The sequence below is a fragment of the Flavobacterium zhoui genome (assembly GCF_042787235.1).
GTDB lineage: Bacteria > Bacteroidota > Bacteroidia > Flavobacteriales > Flavobacteriaceae > Flavobacterium > Flavobacterium zhoui.
Genome location: NZ_JBHZPY010000008.1, coordinates 56,318 through 74,911, shown reverse-complemented (window position 1 = coordinate 74,911; position 18,594 = coordinate 56,318). Strand labels below are relative to the sequence as shown.

The window sequence follows — 18,594 nt, the reverse complement described above, 5'->3', positions numbered from 1 at the left end:
GAACTCGCTGTATAAAGTTCTCTCAAAATTAAAAAAAAATGCTTCGGCTCGTTTCATTGCGACAAAAATATAAAAAAATAGATTTTAAATGTTCATTTCTACCAGTTGTTTTGGGAAACAGATATAATATTTGGTAACCAATTTAGATAATGATTTTAAATTCAGCTGGTCAGAGGATTCAATTACATCTTCCACTGTTCTGTCTTTTTTCAATATTCGTATTGGCTCCGCTTCTTTGCTGTAAGCTTGATTTTTTATTTTTCCTTTAAATATAAAATAATTAGTTTCTTGCAAGGTAATATTATTTTCTAATGCAAAGCGTTCTTTCAATGGCTGCAATTCTTCTAATGAAACTTTTTCACTAGTTAACTTTATCTTTAATAAATCCCTGTTTACAATCATCTTACTTAGAGAAGATAATATAAAATCATCCTGTCTTTGCCATGCTTTTAAAGCACTAATAACATCAAAATCATCCAGTTGCGAAAACAAATCTAGAGTAGATGTGTCAAAAGTTTCCATTGTGATTTTATTTCGCATAAAAAACAATAAAGGTTCGCTACACGGTAATTGCACTCCCTTAAGGGTCAGTTCTTTGGCACGCTTTAAGACTTTCGTCAAAATCAACTCCGCTACTAAACTGGTTTTATGCAAATACGCCTGCCAATACATTAATCTTCTGGACATAAGGAATTTCTCTACGGAATATATCCCTTTTTCTTCTATCACTAGATAATCATCTGTAACATTCATCATTTGAATCAGTCGCTCTGAATTGACATTTCCTTCCGCCACGCCCGAATAAAAACTATCTCTTTTTAAATAATCCATTCTATCCATATCCAATTGACTAGAAATCAATTGCAACATGAATTTCCTGTCGTATTCTCCTTTAAAAATCTGAATTGCTAAACTCAACTGACCGTTAAATTCCACGTTCAACTGGTTCATAAATAAAAGTGAAATTTCTTCATGATGCACATCCTCGACAATACTTCTTTCCATGGCATGTGAAAAAGGACCATGACCAATATCATGCAATAAAATAGCAATATATAGGGCGTTTTCTTCCTCCGAAGATATTGAAACGCCTTTAAAACGTATTACTTCAACTGCTTTTTGCATCAGGTGCATACAGCCCAAAGCATGATGAAAACGAGTGTGATTTGCCCCAGGATATACTAAATACGACAATCCCATTTGGGAAATGCGTCGCAACCTTTGAAAATAAGGATGCTGAACTAAGTCGTAAATTAAGGCATTAGGAATGGTAATAAACCCGTAAATGGGATCATTGAATATTTTCAGCTTATTGATTTGACTCACTATAACTTTATTTTGGTGAACAAATATAGGCAAATTAGATTGTATAACAGTTAAGCACAATATATCGTGTATTTTTCATCAAATCGGATTGATTTATTAATGCTGAAAACTTCTTGAATTTAAGATTAAAGCATTCAAAACCTTGAAAAATATGTATAAAAAAGCGGGAATATTATCCCCGCTTTTTCGTTTTTCACAACACTTTCTTCTGTTCGTCTTTTATATCCACCTCGGTGACTTTACCGTATTTTTCAGCAATTTTTTTGATTTCGGCTGATTTGCCCACTAAGATAAATTGGAATTTATCCTTAGGAAAATATTTGGTAATGATTTGGTTGGCTTTTGCCAAGTCAAGACCATCCACATTTTTCTCAAAATTATCGATAAAAGATTTGTCAAAATTATACCAGAACATTTGCGTCATCAGTCCAGATAGTTGACCTGCGGTTTCATAACGTGGAGGAAATTGTCCTTTGACGTAATTTTTGGCAGAGGTTAATGATTTTTCATCGAGACCATTTGTATGCAGTTTGTTTATGACTTCTAAAGCTTTATCAATTGCAGCTTCGGTCGTTTTATTGGCAGTAAAAGTGCTAATTACAAAAGAACCTCCATTTTTCAAAGTATTAAATCTACTTGATGCACCATAAGTCAAACCGGAGTTCACGCGTAGTTCATCATTCAACATAGAAGTAAATCGTCCGCCAAAAAGAGTATTTACAACCTCTATGGCGACAAAATCAGGATTATTTCTGCTAATTCCAGGTGCTCCTATATAAAATGTAGTCTCCTTAGCATCATTTTTATTAACCAATAACACTCTGTTTTCAGTAGGAACACTAATCGTTTTTAGTGCAGGATTTTCTTTTTCTTTTGTTGATTTTCCCCAAGTTGAAAATAAAGTAGTTAGCTCCCCTTTCATGTCTTTAGTATTAAAATCTCCAACTATACTTATGGCAGAATTATCAGGCTTATAATTAGTTTTATAAAAATTCATCAAATCATCAACCGTCAATTTGCTAACTGTGGAATTTATACCACTAATTACATTCCCATACGGATGATTACCGTACAAAAAAGCATCAAAATATGACCCTATTACTGATCGTGGGCTTTCTTTTTGCTGTTCAAGCATTACCAATAAACGGCTTTTCTCTTTATTAAACTCTGCAGGATCAAAAACAGGATTGAGCAATAAATCTTTAATAATAGAAAGCACTTTGACCTTGTCTTTTGCAGCAAAATTCGAAGAAAGACCTGCATATTCTTTGGTAGCGTATGTATTTACATTGGCCCCAATAAAATCAAGTTCTTCATCTAATTTTGTCTTTGTGAAATTTTTGGTACCATGCTTTAGAGCCGTAGCAGTTAATGATGCAAGTCCAGCTTTGTCATTATCATAAATTGCGCCAGCCGCCAGTATAGCTGATACGCTAATTACTGGAACATCATGCTTTTCCATTAGGTAAACGGTAAGTCCATTAGATAATTTAAAGGTAGTGTAATCGGGTAATTTATAACTCTGTGCTGACAGACTTATATGTGCCAATACTAGTAAACAGGTAGCTAGTATTGTTTTATTGATTGATTCCATAAAATTAATTTTCTACGTTTGTTTTTAATATACCTACCGTTCTGTTGCTTTTTATAAAATATTTTTTGGCTACGTTCTGCACATCAGCAACGGTAATTTTATTGTAGTTGGCTGGGGCATTGAACATTTTTCTATAATCCCCAAAAAACACTTCGTAAGTACCTATATTGTTTGACTTCCCATCAATTGTTTCAACCTGAGAATAAAACTCCATTAGTTTCTGATTCTTTATTTTTTGAAGTTCCGTTTCATTAATTCCATTGGTTTTTATTTTTTCAATCTCCTCATAAATCGCATTTTCTAGATCTGTTTCATTTATATTCTTATTGGCAACAGCATAAAAATTGAAAAGATTAGGATCAAAACTATCTCCAAAATCAGAAGATACTTGAGTTGCTAATTGTTGTTTATCAACCAGAGCAGTATACAATCTTGATGATTTTCCGCTTGAAAGAACGGAACTAAGAATATTCAATGCGTAATAATCTTCATTTTTTGACTCAGGAGTATGATAAGCAATCATTAAATACGGAGTCGCGACCTCTTTTTTCACGGTTATTCTTCGTTCTCCGGTTTGCGCAGGTTCTACGATATGCACAACGGGCGGTGCGGGTTGTGCCGGAATTGGTTCCAAATATTTCTCGGCCAATCGTTTCACCTGATCCAATTTGATTGCTCCGGAAACCACAACTACGCAGTTGTTTGGAGCATAATAGGTTTTGAAATAACGTTCCAAATCTTGTTGTGTCCAGTTTTTCATATCGTCTTCATAACCAATAACTGGCCAATGGTAAGGATGCTCTTGAAAAGCAGTTGCTTGCACAGATTGGGACAAAAGTCTCCATGGAGAGTTCTCCAATCCAGTACGTCGCTCGCTTAAAACTACACCTCTTTCACTTTCAACCATTTTTGGATCAATGCTTAAACTCGAAATCCTATCGGCTTCTATATCAAAAATAATTTCTGAGGCTGATGCCGGAAACCAGTCTGTGTAAACCGTAACATTTTCTGTAGTATACGCATTATTGGCTCCTCCGTTAAATTCCATTGTTCGGTCAAAAAGTTTAGGACCATATTTTTTAGCTCCATTAAACATCATATGTTCAAAAAAATGTGAAAGTCCCGTAATTCCTTGATATTCGTTACGGCTTCCTACCTTGTAAAATAAATACATATTGGCATTGGGAATAGAAAAGTCTTCCACTACTAGGAATTTCATACCGTTTTTCAGGGTAAAGGTTTTTACATCATCTGCTTTCATTTGTGCCTGACCTATTAAGGCAAGCATCAGAAAAAGAGGCAAGATTATTTTTTTCATACTAGATAAATAAATATTAATTAAACATTTTGGTTTTGGTTGAACTTACGCTTTTGCAAAAGAAGGATAAATATACAAAGGTATTTCAGATAAATACTTCAAAATAATATTGATAAACCGCTAAAATACTTATTTTTAATTCTCCGCTAATTTTAAAAAAAACAATTTAATAAGTATTTATTTTAAGAATTATTATACAAAATTATTTTTTTAAATTGAGTGTTGTTTAAATCTAAAATCACTAAATATCCCAATAATGAACATTCTAAAACAACAGAAGCTAAAACTAATTAGTATCCATCGTCTTCATCTGGTTCTGATTCTTTTCTAACTGTTGTATCCGTATTAAAAAACTGGGTTACATCTTTTTTATCCTTCTGATTCTTTTTAATCAAATATAAAAGTAAAACAATTGCACCTACCAAAAATACCGCTACAATAAACCAATTTATTTCCATTTTTTTACTTTTTAATAAAGTTACATAAAGATAAAAATAATAATATTTAAGAATGTTAATCTATGATTAAAAACCTAAAAGCAGTAGTAATCATTGCTTAAAGTCAAGCTCTTGTTAATGATCTTGTCCCGTTGTTCTTTTCTGCTAGTGCAGTTTTAAACTTTTCAGTTTGTCTTCTATGACGTAAAACAGGTACGACTGTATGTTCCATTAATTGTTCAATATCATGAAGTTGTCCCCAAGAATTAAATATTTTTTAGAATTGTCTAGCTCTTCCAGATCGTTATCACTTAAAGCAGCAAATGTATTATAGGTAAATTCAAGATCATCATCCAACTCTTTTGTATATTCAACTTTAATGTCCGATTCACTTTTTTGAGTCTTTCACTGTTAATGTTTTTCAATTTTTGAATGTAAATACAATACGAATATCTTGAATTTACGACATGTGAACGTACTTTATTACTACATTTTAGGATCAAATACAGTAACCTTTTGTTATCTCAACAAAAAAAAAGGAGAGTCATTAGCTCTCCTTTACTTGTTTTACAGTTTTCTAAGCCAGATATTTCTGAATTGAGTTTTGCAACCGTGTTCTTGTAATGAAATTACATCTTCACCGTGTGGTGACGGATAATTATGCAAACCAATATAAAGTGTTAATCCATTAATAGTTGCATTATTTTGGACCAAAACTCCATTATGCAGCACTGTTATTCTTGCCGGTGCATCGATATTTCCATCTGTTTTGAATCGTGGAGCGGTATAAATAATATCGTATGTATTCCATTCCAAAGGTGCTTTCATAGCATTAACTAACGGTGGATGATCTTTATAAATACTTCCTGCCTGCCCATTACTATAGGTTCTGTTATTGTAGGAATCCAATACTTGAAGTTCGTATCTGTTTTGTAAAAATATACCGCTGTTTCCTCTCCATTGTCCTCCATCAACAACAACGTCCGGTGCGCTCCACTCCACATGTAATTGACAATCTCCAAATTGCATTTTTGTCTGAATTGCCCCTGAACCATCTACCACTTCCATATATTCCTTATCTACAATTTTCCAAGGAGCTGGCTTTGTAATATCTTTTTGACTTACCCATTGATCTAAGTTTTTACCGTCAAATAAAACAATAGCATCCGAAGGTGCATCTCCCATTTTTTTTGCAGGAGTTATTACTTTTACCTGCGGCTCCCAAATTTCCGTCATTTCAGGTTTCATAGCCATTGGTGTTACCAGCGGCGGCGTATTCACGTAATCGTGTTGTGCAATTGCAACGGTCATTGAAAATAAAGTGATGCTTAAAAAATAGGTTCTAATTGTATTCGGTTTCATAAAATATTCGGTTTGGTTTGATAAAAGTATAAATTTAGGATAAAATCGTTTTGTTTTACATTTAGAGCAAAAAAAAGTTTTTATTATTTAAATGTCAAGATAATATGCGAGTGAATCTTTAGGCAATACATAACTCCGTTTACAAATATCTAACTAAACCATTAATGGTTTGGAAGAAGAAATGAAAGTTATGAACGAGAATACAAAACTAGATTATAAAATAAATACCAATTTATCCTATGGCTTCCTGAAAAATAGAATTTTAGAATTGCTTATTAAAGAAGCACCATTGGAATCTGTATTTAAAGAATTAGAAAACCTATTTCTTCAAAACACAATTCCCATTCGGAAAAACAGAAACAATAAACGTGAAGTAGGTAAATACAACAAACGAATTAGACCTAAAGTCCTTAAAAATCAGAAAGATGCAATATAGAAATAGCTTAACTTAATGACATTGCGCGCGAGGGATGGAAGCGGCATCCTTTCCTTTTTCTTTAAAAAGGAAAGATACAGCGTACAGCCCGACCCGGACGTAGTTTACGCAGGATGGGTCACGCCCAAAAAACAAGTTTAAACAAAATAAAATTCTTATCTTAGTTTAGCAATACAAGCTGCTATTGTACTAAAAATTATCATAATATTAGCAAAGAACCGTTGCAAAAATCAGTAAATTGGCGCTTTCAATTAGTACTTTAGAATACTTGTTAACACGACTTATGGAGAAAATAAAAATACTTTGGGTGGATGATGAAATCGACCTTTTGAAACCACATATATTATTTCTTGAAAAGAAAAATTACGAGGTAACCACCTGTAATAACGGTCGGGATGCGATTGATATTTTTGAGGAAAACAATTTTGATATTGTTTTTCTAGATGAGAATATGCCCGGAATGAGTGGTCTAGAAACGTTGTCGGAGATGAAAGAGAAAAAGTCTTCGGTTCCCATGATTATGATTACCAAAAGTGAGGAGGAATACATCATGGAGGAAGCGATTGGCTCAAAAATTGCCGATTATTTGATCAAACCCGTGAATCCGAATCAGATTTTGTTGAGTTTGAAGAAAAATCTGGATCATTCCCGATTGATTTCGCAAAAAACAACCTTGGATTATCAGAAGGAATTTAGAAAAATAACCCTGGAAATGGCGATGGTGAATTCCTATGAAGATTGGATAGAATTGTACAAGAAATTGATTTTTTGGGAACTGGAATTGGAAAATATTGACGATCAAAGTATGGTTGAGATTCTCGAATCTCAAAAAACCGAAGCTAATTCGCAATTTGGAAAATTCATAGAGCGCAATTATGAAGACTGGTTTGCGCCAAAAGCGGATAAACCAATTCAGTCGCATACTTTATTCAGAGAATTAGTGGTGCCGGAAATCGTTAAAAAAGACAAACCAATTCTATTTGTTGTGATTGATAATTTGCGTTACGATCAATGGAAAACCTTTGAAAGCGTGGTGGCCAATTATTATAAACTGGAAAAAGAAGTTCCGTATTACGCCATTTTGCCTACAGCCACGCAATATGCCCGAAACGCAATTTTCTCTGGTTTAACGCCTCTTGAAATGGAAAAACAGTTTCCTCAATATTGGAAAAATGATCCGGAAGAAGGCGGGAAAAATTTATATGAAGCGGAGTTCTTGACGGCACAATTGAAACGTTTGGGATTAAACATTAAGCAAGACTATTATAAAATCACCAATTTAGCTGGTGGCAAAAAACTAGTTGAAAACTTTAAATCTTTAAAAGACAATGATTTGGTTACGGTAGTTTACAACTTTGTAGATATGCTTTCGCATGCCAAGACTGAGATGGACGTGGTAAAAGAACTCGCCTCCGATGATAAAGCTTATCGCTCGCTTACATTAAGTTGGTTTAAGAATTCACCTTTGTTGGAAATTATTCAACAGGCTCAAAAATTAGGTTTCAAATTGATTTTAACTACAGATCACGGAACTATAAACGTGAAAAATCCATCGAAAGTGGTGGGTGATAAAAACACCAGTTTGAATTTGCGTTACAAAACAGGACGCAGTCTGACCTACGAACACAAAGACGTTTATGCGGTGAAAGAACCAAAAAATATTGGTTTGCCTACCATAAATATGAGCAGTTCTTATATTTTTGCAAAAAATGATTTGTTTCTGGCCTATGTCAATAATTACAATCATTATGTGAGTTATTACAAAAACACCTATCAGCACGGCGGAATATCATTGGAAGAAATGATTATTCCTTTCTTAGTTTTTAACCCGAAATAAAAAAAGAGTCGGTTCACAAACAAGATATTTTTAACCGTTTTGATGGAACTTTTAACCTTAAACTTTAAACAAAAAAGAAGAATGAATGTTACTTTTTCTTTAGATCAACTCGAGGAAGTTGCGCAAAAAATCATAGCCGAAAAGCCAAATAAAGTAATTCTTTTTCATGGAGAAATGGGTGTTGGCAAAACTACTTTGATCAAACAACTGTGCAAAACAGTGGGTGTTACGGATGCCACAAGCAGTCCAACTTTCTCTTTAGTTAATGAGTATCAAACTATTAAAAATCAAACTGTTTACCATTTTGATTTTTACAGGTTAAACAGCGAAACGGAAGCTATGGACATGGGAATTGATGATTACCTCTATTCTGGGAATTTGTGTTTTATAGAATGGGCCGAAAAAATTCCAAATCTAATTCCTGAAGCACATTCTGTAATTACTATTGAATTGCTTGCCGATGGAAAACGTTCTTTAGAATTAAGTTAAATAAAATTATGAGTTTAGAAAATACCGTAGAAATCATTCCTTTTTCAACAGACTTAAAGGAACATATTAAAATACTTAATTTAGAATGGCTGAAGAAATATTTCAAAGTGGAACCGAAAGACGAAATCGTACTTTCGAATCCGCAAAGCGAAATTATTGATAAAGGTGGAATGATATTTTATGCGAAATACAATAATCAAATCATAGGTACCGTTTCCCTGATAAAAATAGATGATTTTACTTTTGAATTGAGTAAAATGGCGGTTACAAATACGATTCAAGGTTTAGGAATTGGTAAAAAAATAATGGAACATTGTTTGGCTGTTGCAAAAAAGGAAGGTATTTATAAACTTATCTTGTACTCCAATAGAAGTTTACTGTCCGCTATCCATTTGTATGAAAAATATGGTTTTGTAGAAATAGCATTAGAAGATGGCGTTTATGAAAGAGCCGATATAAAAATGGAAAGAATCATCCGTTAAATTTTAAAATAACGATTACTATACTTATCATCGTTACAATTGCATTTTTCTAAAACTTTTGCGTAAATTGTACCACAAATTAACAATTATAATGTCAATTACTATAACTCCATTCACAAAGCAACAGCTATTACCTCAAGAAGAAAAATTGGAAATAGCAAGACAAAAAAGCGAACTTTTTATTGGTATCCCAAAAGAAACCAGCTATCAGGAACGCCGCATTTGTCTTACTCCCGATGCAGTAAATTCACTGACTTATCATGGACACCGAGTAATGATTGAAGCTGGTGCAGGACAAAGTTCCAGTTATTCTGATAAGGAATATTGTGATGCCGGTGCAGAAGTTACAAATGACACTAAAAAAGTATTTAGCTGTCCAATGATTTTAAAAGTAGAACCAGCTACGACAGCCGAAATTCAAATGATGAATCCGGAATCAATCTTGATTTCCGCGATACAATTAAAAACAAGAAAGAAATCTTATTTTGAAGCTTTGGCTAAGAAAAAAATTACAGCTCTTGCTTTTGAATACATAAAAGATGAAGACGGCACTTACCCGGCCGTAAAATCATTAAGCGAGATAGCCGGTACCGCTTCTATACTAATTGCAGCCGAGTTGATGATTACCAATGAATTTGGAAAAGGATTGTTATTTGGCAATATAACCGGAGTTCCCCCTACCGATGTGGTTATTCTGGGAGCTGGAACTGTGGGTGAATTTGCCGCTAAAACCGCAATCGGTTTAGGCGCCAATGTGAAAGTATTTGACAATTCTATTACAAAATTACGTCGTTTGCAAAACAATTTAAACCAACGAATTTTTACTTCTACCATTCAGCCAAAATCTTTGTTAAAAGCTTTGAGACGTTGCGATGTGGCGATTGGAGCCATGAGGGGAAAAGAACGTTGCCCTGTCGTTGTTACCGAAACAATGGTCGAACACATGAAAAATGGTGCCGTAATTGTGGATGTAAGTATTGACACCGGTGGTTGTTTTGAAACCTCGGAGGTGACCTCACATGAGAAACCTACATTTATTAAAAACAATGTGTTGCATTATTGTGTACCCAATATTCCTTCCCGATATTCAAAAACTGCCTCTCTTTCCATTAGCAACATCATTACCCCTTATTTAATGCAAATCGCTGCAGATGGCGGTATTGAGACTGCAATTCGTTGTGATAAAGGACTGAAAAACGGAGTGTATTTGTATCACGGAATTCTTACCAACAAAGCCATTGGCGACTGGTTTGATTTACCGGATAAGGATATCAATTTAATTGTTTTTTAAGTAAACTTTCTTTTACCTTTGCCAAAAATTTGATTCATGAAATTTGTACATCGTTTTGCATATTATTTAGTTGGTTTAATTATGGGATTGTTCTTTGTAGCTGCTATCTTTAGCGGGAAAGACACCCGTTGTAATTATTTTCCAAATGCCAGGGTTTTGAATGATTTAAGAAATAAACCTTTCTACTATTCCGATAAAGCATCCCAAATATTAGCTGAAAAATGGATAGACACCACCGATATTAAAAACACATTAAAATTTGGTGATGTTGATTTCGACAAAAGTAATGTAGAGCTTAAAAAAGGGAAACTTTACATAATCGAAGGTCAAACTGTAAAAAAACAAGAAGTCATTCTTAAAGTGATTAATTACAACGATAAAGCGGTATTAGAAGATATTGAAAAAAAATAAACAGTCTAAAAAGTATTATTTATAGTAATAACATGATTTCAATTTGGGCGTGACCCTTCGTAAAAACTTCGGGTCGTGCTGTACGTTCCTGCTTTTTTTTGAGTGGCTGAAACGCCTCACAAAAAAAGAGCTCCACTGCCATCACTCACGCGGAGCAATCTAAAAATCAAGTTATACCTTTAGGATACATCCTCTGAAATCCAGTTGATGGCCACTATTCCATTTTGTTTTAAATAGTCGTTTGTTTTGCTGAAATGTTTGTTGCCAAACCACTTTCCTTGATTAGCACTCATAGGGGACGGATGTCCCGATTCTAAAACCAAATGTTTATTGCGGTCAATTTTCACTCCTTTTTTGTGCGCAAAATTTCCCCAAAGCAAGAACACAACATGCTCTTTTTCTTCAGAAATTTTTTGGATTATAGCATCCGTAAAAAGATTCCATTTTAAATGTTTATGACTGTTTGGATTGTCTTCTCTTACAGTTAAAGAAGCGTTTAAAAGCAAAACGCCTTGTTTTGCCCAAAAATCTAAATTGCCGGATGTGGGCATAAAAATAGTTCCCAAATCATCATTCAGTTCCCGAAATATGTTCCGCAAAGAAGGTGGAATTCGAACCTCTTCATTTACAGAGAAACACAAACCATTGGCCTCGCCTTTTCCATGATACGGATCTTGACCAATAATAACCACTTTTACATCGTTGAAACAGCAATAGTTAAAGGCCGAAAAAATCAATTCCTTGGGAGGATAACAGGTGTGATCCTTGTATTCATCATCGACAAATCCCAATAAATCTGAAAAATAAGGTTTCTGGATTTCGTTTGATAAAATGGATTGCCATTCCGCTTTAAGACTGATTTGCATAATTATGTATTAGAAAGCAAAGATACAGCGGGATTTTTTTTTTAAATCATAAAAAGGATACTAAACATTCTTTAATTCTTTGTGAAAGTCGGTTAAATTATCTTAACTATTAGCTATTTTTGTCTTGAAAAGAATTATACGATAAATGATATCCATCACCGAAAAAACATTACAAGATTTACAATTTCCTACTGTTCTCGAAACCATTTCAACCATTTGCAATACTGACATTGGAAAACAAAAAGCCTTGGAAATAACTCCATTTAAAGACAAGGAAACGTTGATGCAGGCATTAATGCAAACGTCAGAGTATGTGTCCTCTTTCCAAAATAATAATGCAATTCCCAATCATGGTTTTGATGCTATTACTCATGAAATCAGGTTTCTTGCCATAGAAGACAGTTTTCTTGAAGTAGGTAGTTTTAGAAAAATTGCTACTATTTCATCCACTTCTAATTTTTTGCTGAATTTCCTGAAAAAATTCGAGGATTATTATCCCAACCTAAACGCAAGGGCTTTAGAAATCGAATTTACCAAAGAGATTATCACCATGGTCGATGAAGTAGTCGATAAATATGGCGAAATAAAAGACAATGCTTCACCGGATTTATTGAATATCCGTCGGAATATGAATACGGTTCGCGGTAAAGTCAATCAGAGTTTTGGTACGGCTTTAACGCAATACAACGCTTTGGGATATCTAGATGATATCAAAGAAAGTTTTGTTCAAAACAGACGTGTTTTGGCGGTTTTGGCCATGTACCGTCGTAAAGTAAAAGGATCAATCATGGGCAGTTCTAAGACAGGAAGTATTGCCTATATCGAGCCCGAAGCTACCTTACAATATTCGCGCGAATTGAGTAATTTAGAATATGAAGAAAAAGAAGAAATCAACCGAATATTAAAACAGTTATCCAATTATATTCGTCCTTTTTTACCACTTTTAATCAAATACCAAGATTTTCTCAGTGATGTTGATGTCATTGCCGCAAAAGCAAAATATGCTAATAAGATAAATGGAATTTTACCCACAATTACCGAAAATCGCCGACTTTATTTTAGAGATGCTTATCATCCAGTTTTGTACTTAAATAATAAACAAAAAAATGAAATCACGCATCCGCAAACCATTGAATTAAGCCAGGAAAGCAGAATTATTGTAATTTCAGGACCTAATGCAGGTGGAAAAACCATTTCATTAAAAACCGTTGGATTACTCCAATTAATGTTGCAGTCTGGTATGCTCATCCCAGTTCATGAACGCAGTGAAACATTTTTATTCGATAGAATACTTACCGATATTGGAGATAATCAATCTATTGAAAATCATCTTAGTACCTATAGTTACCGATTAAAGAACATGAACTATTTTTTGAAGAAGTGTAATAAGAAAACCATGTTCTTGATTGATGAATTTGGTACTGGTTCTGATCCAGAATTAGGTGGAGCATTAGCAGAAATTTTCTTAGAGGAGTTCTATCATCGGGAGGCTTTTGGGATTATTACAACTCATTATTCCAATTTAAAAATTCTAGCAAATGAGTTACCTTATGCAACCAATGCAAACATGTTATTCGACGAAAAAACATTAGAACCTTTATACAAACTGGTTTTAGGACAAGCGGGAAGTTCTTTTACATTTGAAGTTGCCTTAAAAAACGGAATTCCATTTAGTTTAATCAATCGTGCAAAAAAGAAAATTGAAGTGGGAAAAGTACGTTTCGATAAAACGATTGCTACCCTTCAGAAAGAGCGTTCAAAAATGGAGAAGACTTCACAAACGTTAAAAGAAGAGGAAAAGAAAGCGCGAGAAGAGGGAAAGAAAATGGAAACTATCAATGTAAAAATCAAACAAAAACTAGAAAGCTACCAGGAATTGTACGACAGCAATCAGAAAACGATTTATATTGGACAAAAAATTGAAGACATAGCTGAGAAATATTTTAACAACAAAAGTAAAAAAGACCTACTTGGTGAGTTTTTAAAAATTATTGAAATTGAAAATTCAAAACGTAAAAAAGCTACACCCAAAGAAACTAAAGCGCTGATAGAACAGAAAAAAGTAGTTGTTGAAGAGGTTACTCTTCAGGTCGAAGAAATCAGAAAAGAAAAGAAAGAGAAGAAACTAAAAGTAGTGGTTGAAAAACCAAAACCTATTCTAAAAGTCGGCGATCGAGTCCGAATGTCCGATGGAAAAGCAGTGGGAAGTATTGATAAGATTGAGAAGAACAAAGCGGTCGTGAATTACGGTGTGTTTACCTCTAAAGTAAGCCTTGAATCACTAGAATTCGTTGAAGCGGGAAAAAAGTAAGTAGTATTCAGTATTCAGTTTGCAGTATTAAGTTGCTGTAAGTCATTGCGAGGAACGAAGCAAACCCACTAACAAGAGTAGATTTAGTACATATTTGAATCATCGAACTAAGTTTAAGCGATTAATTGAAACGGATATACCACATGAGATTGCTTCGTTCCTCGCAATGACAAATACAAATAAATAAATATGAAACCTGGATTTATCTACATCATCACTAATAAATACCAAACTGTTGTGTATACAGGTGTTACTTCAAATCTTCCACAAAGAATTTTGGAACACAAAGAGAAAAGATATCCTAATTCATTTTCTGCTCGTTATAATTTGGATGTATTAATATATTATGAACAATTTCAATGGATTGGTGATGCAATAGCTAGAGAAAAACAAATAAAAGCAGGTTCAAGAGAAACAAAAAATGAATTAATTCATTCTTTGAATCCAACTTGGAAAGATTTATTTGAAGAAATTAAAGATATAATGACGGAATAATACCCGAAACGATACACACAAAGTCATTGCGAGGAACGAAGCAATCACACTAACAAGTGTAACTAATAAATAATTTAAATGCATTAACAAATAAATTGTGCTTAATTGGAACGGATAAACCGTATGCGATTGCTTCGTTCCTCGCAATGACAAAAAAAATGATAAACCTTCCTAAAAACAAAAAAATAATCCTCTTTGACGGAGTTTGTAATCTTTGTGATGCAGCGGTACAATTCGTCATTAAGCATGACAAAAAAGATATTTTTAGATTTGCATCTCTGCAATCTGATTTGGGTCAGGAAATCATTAAATATATAGGAATTAACAACAGCAATATAGATAGTATAATTTTATACCAATCAGGAATTGCCTATTATTATAAATCGGATGCGGTCTTGGAAATTGCAAAAAATTTAAGTGGAATTTTTTATTTTGTAACAATTTTTAAAATTTTCCCTATCAAATTAAGAAACTATATTTACGATTATATTGCTAAAAATCGTTACAAATGGTATGGTAAAAAAGATACTTGTATGATTCCTACAAAGGAGTTAAAATCTAAGTTTTTAGAATAAAAAATACTGTTATGATAATTATCATAAATTATATTTTGAAGGAAATCTAAATTTGAATAACCTTAAAATTTAAATTATGAAAGACACATCACTTTTTTCTTGGGACAATGGATCGTTTATGATGATTGTCGTTTTTGGTTTAGTGGTAGTGGGAATAGTTGCTGCGGTGCTTATTATGATGTATTCCGATACCAAAAAAAAATAATGACACAAAAAAAGAGGATGCCTTTTCAGACATCCTCTCAATATTTAAAAAAAGTTCTTTTTAAATATTAACTTCGTATTAGTTTTCTATATTTCAATCGTTTCGGGGTTAAATCACCACCCAAACGTTTTTTCTTATTCTCTTCATAATCAGTGAAACCACCTTCAAAATAATAAACTTCAGAGTTTCCTTCGAAAGCTAGAATATGCGTACAAATTCTGTCTAAGAACCATCTGTCGTGAGAAATCACTACTGCACAACCTGCAAAATTCTCCAACCCTTCTTCCAAAGCACGAAGTGTATTAATATCCAAATCATTTGTAGGCTCATCCAGCAAAAGCACGTTTCCTTCTTCTTTCAAAGTCATTGCAAGGTGCAAACGGTTTCTTTCACCACCGGAAAGCATCGAAACTTTCTTATTTTGTTCTCCACCACCAAAATTAAAACGTGACAAATAGGCTCTTGAATTCACTTGTTTTCCGCCCATCATAATTAATTCCTGACCATCAGCAAAGTTTTCCCAAATTGATTTTTCAGGATTTATATTTGAGTGTGCTTGATCTACATAAGCGATTTTTACAGTGTCCCCAATCAAGAACTCTCCCGAATCTGGCTTTTCCTCACCCATTATCATTTTAAAAATTGTAGATTTACCAGCACCATTGGGTCCTATAATACCTACAATTCCTGCCTGCGGTAAAGTGAAATTTAAATTATCATACAGCAATTTATCGCCAAAAGCTTTCGAAACATTTTTGGCTTCAATAACATTAGTCCCTAAACGTGGACCATTTGGAATATAAATTTCTAGATTCTCATCCAATTGCTTTTGATCTTCGTTCAATAATTTATCGTAGTTCTGCAAACGCGCTTTTTGTTTCGTTTGACGCCCTTTTGCTCCTTGACGAACCCACTCCAACTCGCGTTCTAAATTTTTTCTACGTTTGGAAGCTACTTTTTCTTCCAGTGCCATACGGCTTGATTTTTGGTCTAACCAAGAGGAATAATTTCCTTTCCAAGGAATTCCTTCACCTCTGTCCAATTCCAAAATCCATCCGGCAACATTATCCAAAAAGTATCTATCGTGTGTTACGGCAATTACCGTTCCTGCGTACTGTGCTAAATGTTGTTCTAACCAAAGAACACTTTCTGCATCCAAATGGTTCGTAGGCTCATCTAATAGCAAAACGTCAGGTTGCTGCAATAGCAAACGACATAAAGCTACACGACGACGCTCACCTCCAGATAAATTTTTGATTGGTGTATCTCCTTCTGGCGTACGCAAGGCATCCATTGCAATTTCCAGTTTGGTATCAATTTCCCAAGCACCCAATGCATCAATTTTATCTTGTAAAAGCGCTTGACGATCCATCAATTGCTCCATTTTATCTGCATTTTCATAGACTTCAGGCAAACCAAAACTATCATTGATTTTGTTGAATTCATCTAAAACTGCCATAGTTTCTGCAACACCTTCTCTTACAATTTCGATAACCGTTTTACTATCATCTAGAATAGGCTCTTGTTCTAAATAACCAACAGTATAGCCTGGCGCAAAAACGACATCCCCTTGGTAGTTTTTATCAACCCCGGCAATAATCTTCAATAATGAAGATTTTCCTGAGCCATTTAAACCCAAAATACCAATTTTTGCTCCATAAAAGAAACTCAAATAAATATTTTTAAGCACTGGTTTATCTGCTCCTTGATAGGTTTTACTCAATTTTGACATTGAGAATATTACTTTCTTATCGTCTGCCATTTTCTTTTTTAATTTAAAATTTAAAATTAATTCGTTCTTCTCTTATTTGTGCTCAGCTAAACATTAATATAGACTTTAAAGCCTTCCTTTAAGTGAACTAAATACCCAAGCATTAGCTAAAAATCCAACACCAACGGCAGCAAATCCCCATCCTGAAACATCGCTGTAACGGAAAGCTCCTAATCCTATTAAGAGTAATCCCATCAGAATCATTATTAAAGTTGCCCAACCTAAAACAGTGTTTTTATTCATTCCCATAATTGTGGTATTTTATTTTTTTATCGCCGACTCTGAAACGTCGGAACCCAAATGCAAATATCGGGATTTTTTACACTTTAATTAAATATTTTATAAAGCATTTCTCTTAATAAATCCGATTGAGATAAGGCATTAGCCCCGACACCTTTACTTTTTACATCAATATCTCTTAAAGCTCCCACAATTTGACTTACTTTTTTCATTGGGTAATTTTTTAGAGCTACATCATATTCCTTTAAAAAAAAAGGATTAACGCCTAATACAGCCGCCACGTTTTTAGGATTTCTATCTCTTAATCCGTGGTATTTCAATAACTGAATAAAAAAACCAAAAACCAAACTCGTAGTGACCACCATGGGATTATCTTTAGGATTTTGCGCAAAATTTTCGGCAATGGTGTAGGCTTTCAATTGGTTGCGTTCTCCCAAAGCTTTTCGCAATTCGAAAACATTAAAATCTTTACTGAACCCTATATTTTCCTCAATATGCTTAGGAGTTATTGTACTTCCAGCGGGTAGGATAATTTGTAATTTTTCGAGTTCGTTGTTTATCTTACTCAGATCTGTTCCAAGAAATTCCACTAACATGGCATTTGCTTTAGGTTCAATCAAATACTTCTTACCTGATAAAACACGTTTAATCCAGTCGCCAACTTGGTTTTCATATAATTTTTTACTTTCGTAAACGACACCCGATTTAGCTAAAAGTTTGGTTAATTTTTTACGTTTATCCAACGTTTTATATTTGTAACAAAAAACTAAAACGGTTGTTGGCATTGGGTTTTCAGCATAACTTTCCAGTTTATCTATCGTCCGAATTAAATCTTGTGCTTCTTTTACAATAACCACTTGACGTTCCGCCATCATCGGATAACGCTTGGCGGTCGAAATAATGTCTTCTATCGAAACATCTCTTCCGTATAAAACGGTTTGATTAAAACCTTTTTCCTCCTCGGTTAGTACTTTTTCTTCTATATAATCAGATAATTTATCTATATAATAAGGTTCTTCTCCCATCAAAAAATAGATGGGTTTAATGTTACCGCTTTTTATATCATTTACAATTTTTACAACCTCGTCCATTTCTTTTTGTTTAAAGTTTGAATTTTAAAGTCTGTAGCTTCCAATGAAACTTTAAAC

Annotated in this window: 19 protein-coding genes; 10 read left to right on the top strand and 9 right to left on the bottom strand. The window is 33.7% G+C overall.

All coding sequences use genetic code 11. The features are described from left to right. Window positions 1–84: 84 nt before the first annotated feature. The 5 genes from ACFX5F_RS10365 to ACFX5F_RS10345 all read right to left on the bottom strand — a co-directional run bounded on the left by ACFX5F_RS10365 (window position 85) and on the right by ACFX5F_RS10345 (window position 6,037). Window positions 85–1,326 carry an HD domain-containing protein gene (locus ACFX5F_RS10365; protein ID WP_379851971.1) on the bottom strand — a complete coding sequence of 414 codons (1,242 nt, stop codon included), beginning with the start codon at window positions 1,324–1,326 and terminating at the stop codon, window positions 85–87. 193 nt (window positions 1,327–1,519) lie between these two features. Then, window positions 1,520–2,920 carry a M16 family metallopeptidase gene (locus tag ACFX5F_RS10360; RefSeq protein ID WP_379851970.1) on the bottom strand — a complete coding sequence of 467 codons (1,401 nt, stop codon included), beginning with the start codon at window positions 2,918–2,920 and terminating at the stop codon, window positions 1,520–1,522. Window positions 2,921–2,924: 4 nt separating this feature from the next. Then, the gene (locus tag ACFX5F_RS10355) at window positions 2,925–4,238 is read right to left on the bottom strand and encodes a M16 family metallopeptidase (RefSeq protein WP_379851969.1); all 1,314 of its coding nucleotides are present in this window, start codon (window positions 4,236–4,238) and stop codon (window positions 2,925–2,927) included. Window positions 4,239–4,528: 290 nt separating this feature from the next. After that, a complete protein-coding gene (locus ACFX5F_RS10350; protein ID WP_379851968.1) occupies window positions 4,529–4,696 on the bottom strand; it encodes a hypothetical protein in 168 nt (55 codons plus the stop codon). A gap of 546 nt (window positions 4,697–5,242) precedes the next feature. Then, the gene (locus tag ACFX5F_RS10345) at window positions 5,243–6,037 is read right to left on the bottom strand and encodes a 3-keto-disaccharide hydrolase (protein ID WP_379851967.1); all 795 of its coding nucleotides are present in this window, start codon (window positions 6,035–6,037) and stop codon (window positions 5,243–5,245) included. A 169-nt stretch (window positions 6,038–6,206) separates the two neighbouring features. On the opposite strand from ACFX5F_RS10345, the gene ACFX5F_RS10340 reads away from it, so the two are divergent. The 6 genes from ACFX5F_RS10340 (at window position 6,207) to ACFX5F_RS10315 (ending at window position 10,983) form a co-directional block, all read left to right on the top strand. Further along, window positions 6,207–6,473, top strand: a complete 267-nt coding sequence (locus ACFX5F_RS10340) for a hypothetical protein (protein ID WP_379851966.1) — start codon at window positions 6,207–6,209, stop codon at window positions 6,471–6,473. Between the two features lie 283 nt (window positions 6,474–6,756). After that, window positions 6,757–8,310, top strand: a complete 1,554-nt coding sequence (gene porX / locus ACFX5F_RS10335; protein ID WP_379851965.1) for a T9SS response regulator signal transducer PorX — start codon at window positions 6,757–6,759, stop codon at window positions 8,308–8,310. An 81-nt stretch (window positions 8,311–8,391) separates the two neighbouring features. Beyond that, window positions 8,392–8,799, top strand: a complete 408-nt coding sequence (gene tsaE, locus ACFX5F_RS10330; RefSeq protein ID WP_379852049.1) for a tRNA (adenosine(37)-N6)-threonylcarbamoyltransferase complex ATPase subunit type 1 TsaE — start codon at window positions 8,392–8,394, stop codon at window positions 8,797–8,799. Window positions 8,800–8,807: 8 nt separating this feature from the next. Next, window positions 8,808–9,281: a GNAT family N-acetyltransferase gene (locus tag ACFX5F_RS10325; protein WP_379851964.1), complete on the top strand. Its 474-nt coding sequence runs from the start codon at window positions 8,808–8,810 to the stop codon at window positions 9,279–9,281. A gap of 91 nt (window positions 9,282–9,372) precedes the next feature. Beyond that, window positions 9,373–10,572, top strand: a complete 1,200-nt coding sequence (locus tag ACFX5F_RS10320) for an alanine dehydrogenase (protein ID WP_379851963.1) — start codon at window positions 9,373–9,375, stop codon at window positions 10,570–10,572. Window positions 10,573–10,608: 36 nt separating this feature from the next. Continuing rightward, a complete protein-coding gene (locus ACFX5F_RS10315) occupies window positions 10,609–10,983 on the top strand; it encodes a DUF4258 domain-containing protein (protein ID WP_379851962.1) in 375 nt (124 codons plus the stop codon). Between the two features lie 179 nt (window positions 10,984–11,162). Here the strand turns inward: ACFX5F_RS10315 and ung are convergent, their stop codons facing one another. Then, window positions 11,163–11,849, bottom strand: a complete 687-nt coding sequence (gene ung / locus ACFX5F_RS10310; RefSeq protein ID WP_379851961.1) for a uracil-DNA glycosylase — start codon at window positions 11,847–11,849, stop codon at window positions 11,163–11,165. A gap of 145 nt (window positions 11,850–11,994) precedes the next feature. Between ung and ACFX5F_RS10305 the strand changes: the two genes are divergently transcribed. From ACFX5F_RS10305 to ACFX5F_RS10290, 4 genes are all read left to right on the top strand, one after another. Continuing rightward, on the top strand, window positions 11,995–14,160 hold the full coding sequence (locus tag ACFX5F_RS10305) for an endonuclease MutS2 (RefSeq protein ID WP_379851960.1): 2,166 nt from the start codon (window positions 11,995–11,997) through the stop codon (window positions 14,158–14,160). A 189-nt stretch (window positions 14,161–14,349) separates the two neighbouring features. Continuing rightward, on the top strand, window positions 14,350–14,655 hold the full coding sequence (locus ACFX5F_RS10300; RefSeq protein WP_379851959.1) for a GIY-YIG nuclease family protein: 306 nt from the start codon (window positions 14,350–14,352) through the stop codon (window positions 14,653–14,655). Between the two features lie 158 nt (window positions 14,656–14,813). Beyond that, window positions 14,814–15,230: a thiol-disulfide oxidoreductase DCC family protein gene (locus tag ACFX5F_RS10295; protein WP_379852048.1), complete on the top strand. Its 417-nt coding sequence runs from the start codon at window positions 14,814–14,816 to the stop codon at window positions 15,228–15,230. A gap of 76 nt (window positions 15,231–15,306) precedes the next feature. Continuing rightward, a complete protein-coding gene (locus tag ACFX5F_RS10290; RefSeq protein ID WP_379851958.1) occupies window positions 15,307–15,435 on the top strand; it encodes a hypothetical protein in 129 nt (42 codons plus the stop codon). Between the two features lie 67 nt (window positions 15,436–15,502). On the opposite strand, the gene ettA is transcribed toward ACFX5F_RS10290, so the two are convergent. From ettA to holA, 3 genes are all read right to left on the bottom strand, one after another. Continuing rightward, window positions 15,503–17,197 carry an energy-dependent translational throttle protein EttA gene (gene ettA / locus ACFX5F_RS10285; protein WP_379851957.1) on the bottom strand — a complete coding sequence of 565 codons (1,695 nt, stop codon included), beginning with the start codon at window positions 17,195–17,197 and terminating at the stop codon, window positions 15,503–15,505. Window positions 17,198–17,272: 75 nt separating this feature from the next. After that, a complete protein-coding gene (locus tag ACFX5F_RS10280; protein ID WP_039108177.1) occupies window positions 17,273–17,455 on the bottom strand; it encodes a CAL67264 family membrane protein in 183 nt (60 codons plus the stop codon). A 77-nt stretch (window positions 17,456–17,532) separates the two neighbouring features. After that, on the bottom strand, window positions 17,533–18,537 hold the full coding sequence (holA, locus tag ACFX5F_RS10275) for a DNA polymerase III subunit delta (protein ID WP_379851956.1): 1,005 nt from the start codon (window positions 18,535–18,537) through the stop codon (window positions 17,533–17,535). Between the last annotated feature and the right edge of the window lie 57 nt (window positions 18,538–18,594).

Bases quoted from the DNA above. Each gene is read 5' to 3' on its own strand.
- ACFX5F_RS10280 (WP_039108177.1), bottom strand. From the start codon at position 17,455: ATGGGAATGAATAAAAACACTGTTTTAGGTTGGGCAACTTTAATAATG.
- ung (WP_379851961.1), bottom strand. From the start codon at position 11,849: ATGCAAATCAGTCTTAAAGCGGAATGGCAATCCATTTTATCAAACGAA.
- ACFX5F_RS10360 (WP_379851970.1), bottom strand. From the start codon at position 2,920: ATGGAATCAATCAATAAAACAATACTAGCTACCTGTTTACTAGTATTG.
- ACFX5F_RS10355 (WP_379851969.1), bottom strand. From the start codon at position 4,238: ATGAAAAAAATAATCTTGCCTCTTTTTCTGATGCTTGCCTTAATAGGT.
- tsaE (WP_379852049.1), top strand. From the start codon at position 8,392: ATGAATGTTACTTTTTCTTTAGATCAACTCGAGGAAGTTGCGCAAAAA.
- holA (WP_379851956.1), bottom strand. From the start codon at position 18,537: ATGGACGAGGTTGTAAAAATTGTAAATGATATAAAAAGCGGTAACATT.
- ACFX5F_RS10345 (WP_379851967.1), bottom strand. From the start codon at position 6,037: ATGAAACCGAATACAATTAGAACCTATTTTTTAAGCATCACTTTATTT.
- ACFX5F_RS10350 (WP_379851968.1), bottom strand. From the start codon at position 4,696: ATGGAAATAAATTGGTTTATTGTAGCGGTATTTTTGGTAGGTGCAATT.
- ACFX5F_RS10300 (WP_379851959.1), top strand. From the start codon at position 14,350: ATGAAACCTGGATTTATCTACATCATCACTAATAAATACCAAACTGTT.
- ACFX5F_RS10315 (WP_379851962.1), top strand. From the start codon at position 10,609: ATGAAATTTGTACATCGTTTTGCATATTATTTAGTTGGTTTAATTATG.
- ettA (WP_379851957.1), bottom strand. From the start codon at position 17,197: ATGGCAGACGATAAGAAAGTAATATTCTCAATGTCAAAATTGAGTAAA.
- ACFX5F_RS10325 (WP_379851964.1), top strand. From the start codon at position 8,808: ATGAGTTTAGAAAATACCGTAGAAATCATTCCTTTTTCAACAGACTTA.
- ACFX5F_RS10290 (WP_379851958.1), top strand. From the start codon at position 15,307: ATGAAAGACACATCACTTTTTTCTTGGGACAATGGATCGTTTATGATG.
- ACFX5F_RS10305 (WP_379851960.1), top strand. From the start codon at position 11,995: ATGATATCCATCACCGAAAAAACATTACAAGATTTACAATTTCCTACT.
- ACFX5F_RS10295 (WP_379852048.1), top strand. From the start codon at position 14,814: ATGATAAACCTTCCTAAAAACAAAAAAATAATCCTCTTTGACGGAGTT.
- porX (WP_379851965.1), top strand. From the start codon at position 6,757: ATGGAGAAAATAAAAATACTTTGGGTGGATGATGAAATCGACCTTTTG.
- ACFX5F_RS10320 (WP_379851963.1), top strand. From the start codon at position 9,373: ATGTCAATTACTATAACTCCATTCACAAAGCAACAGCTATTACCTCAA.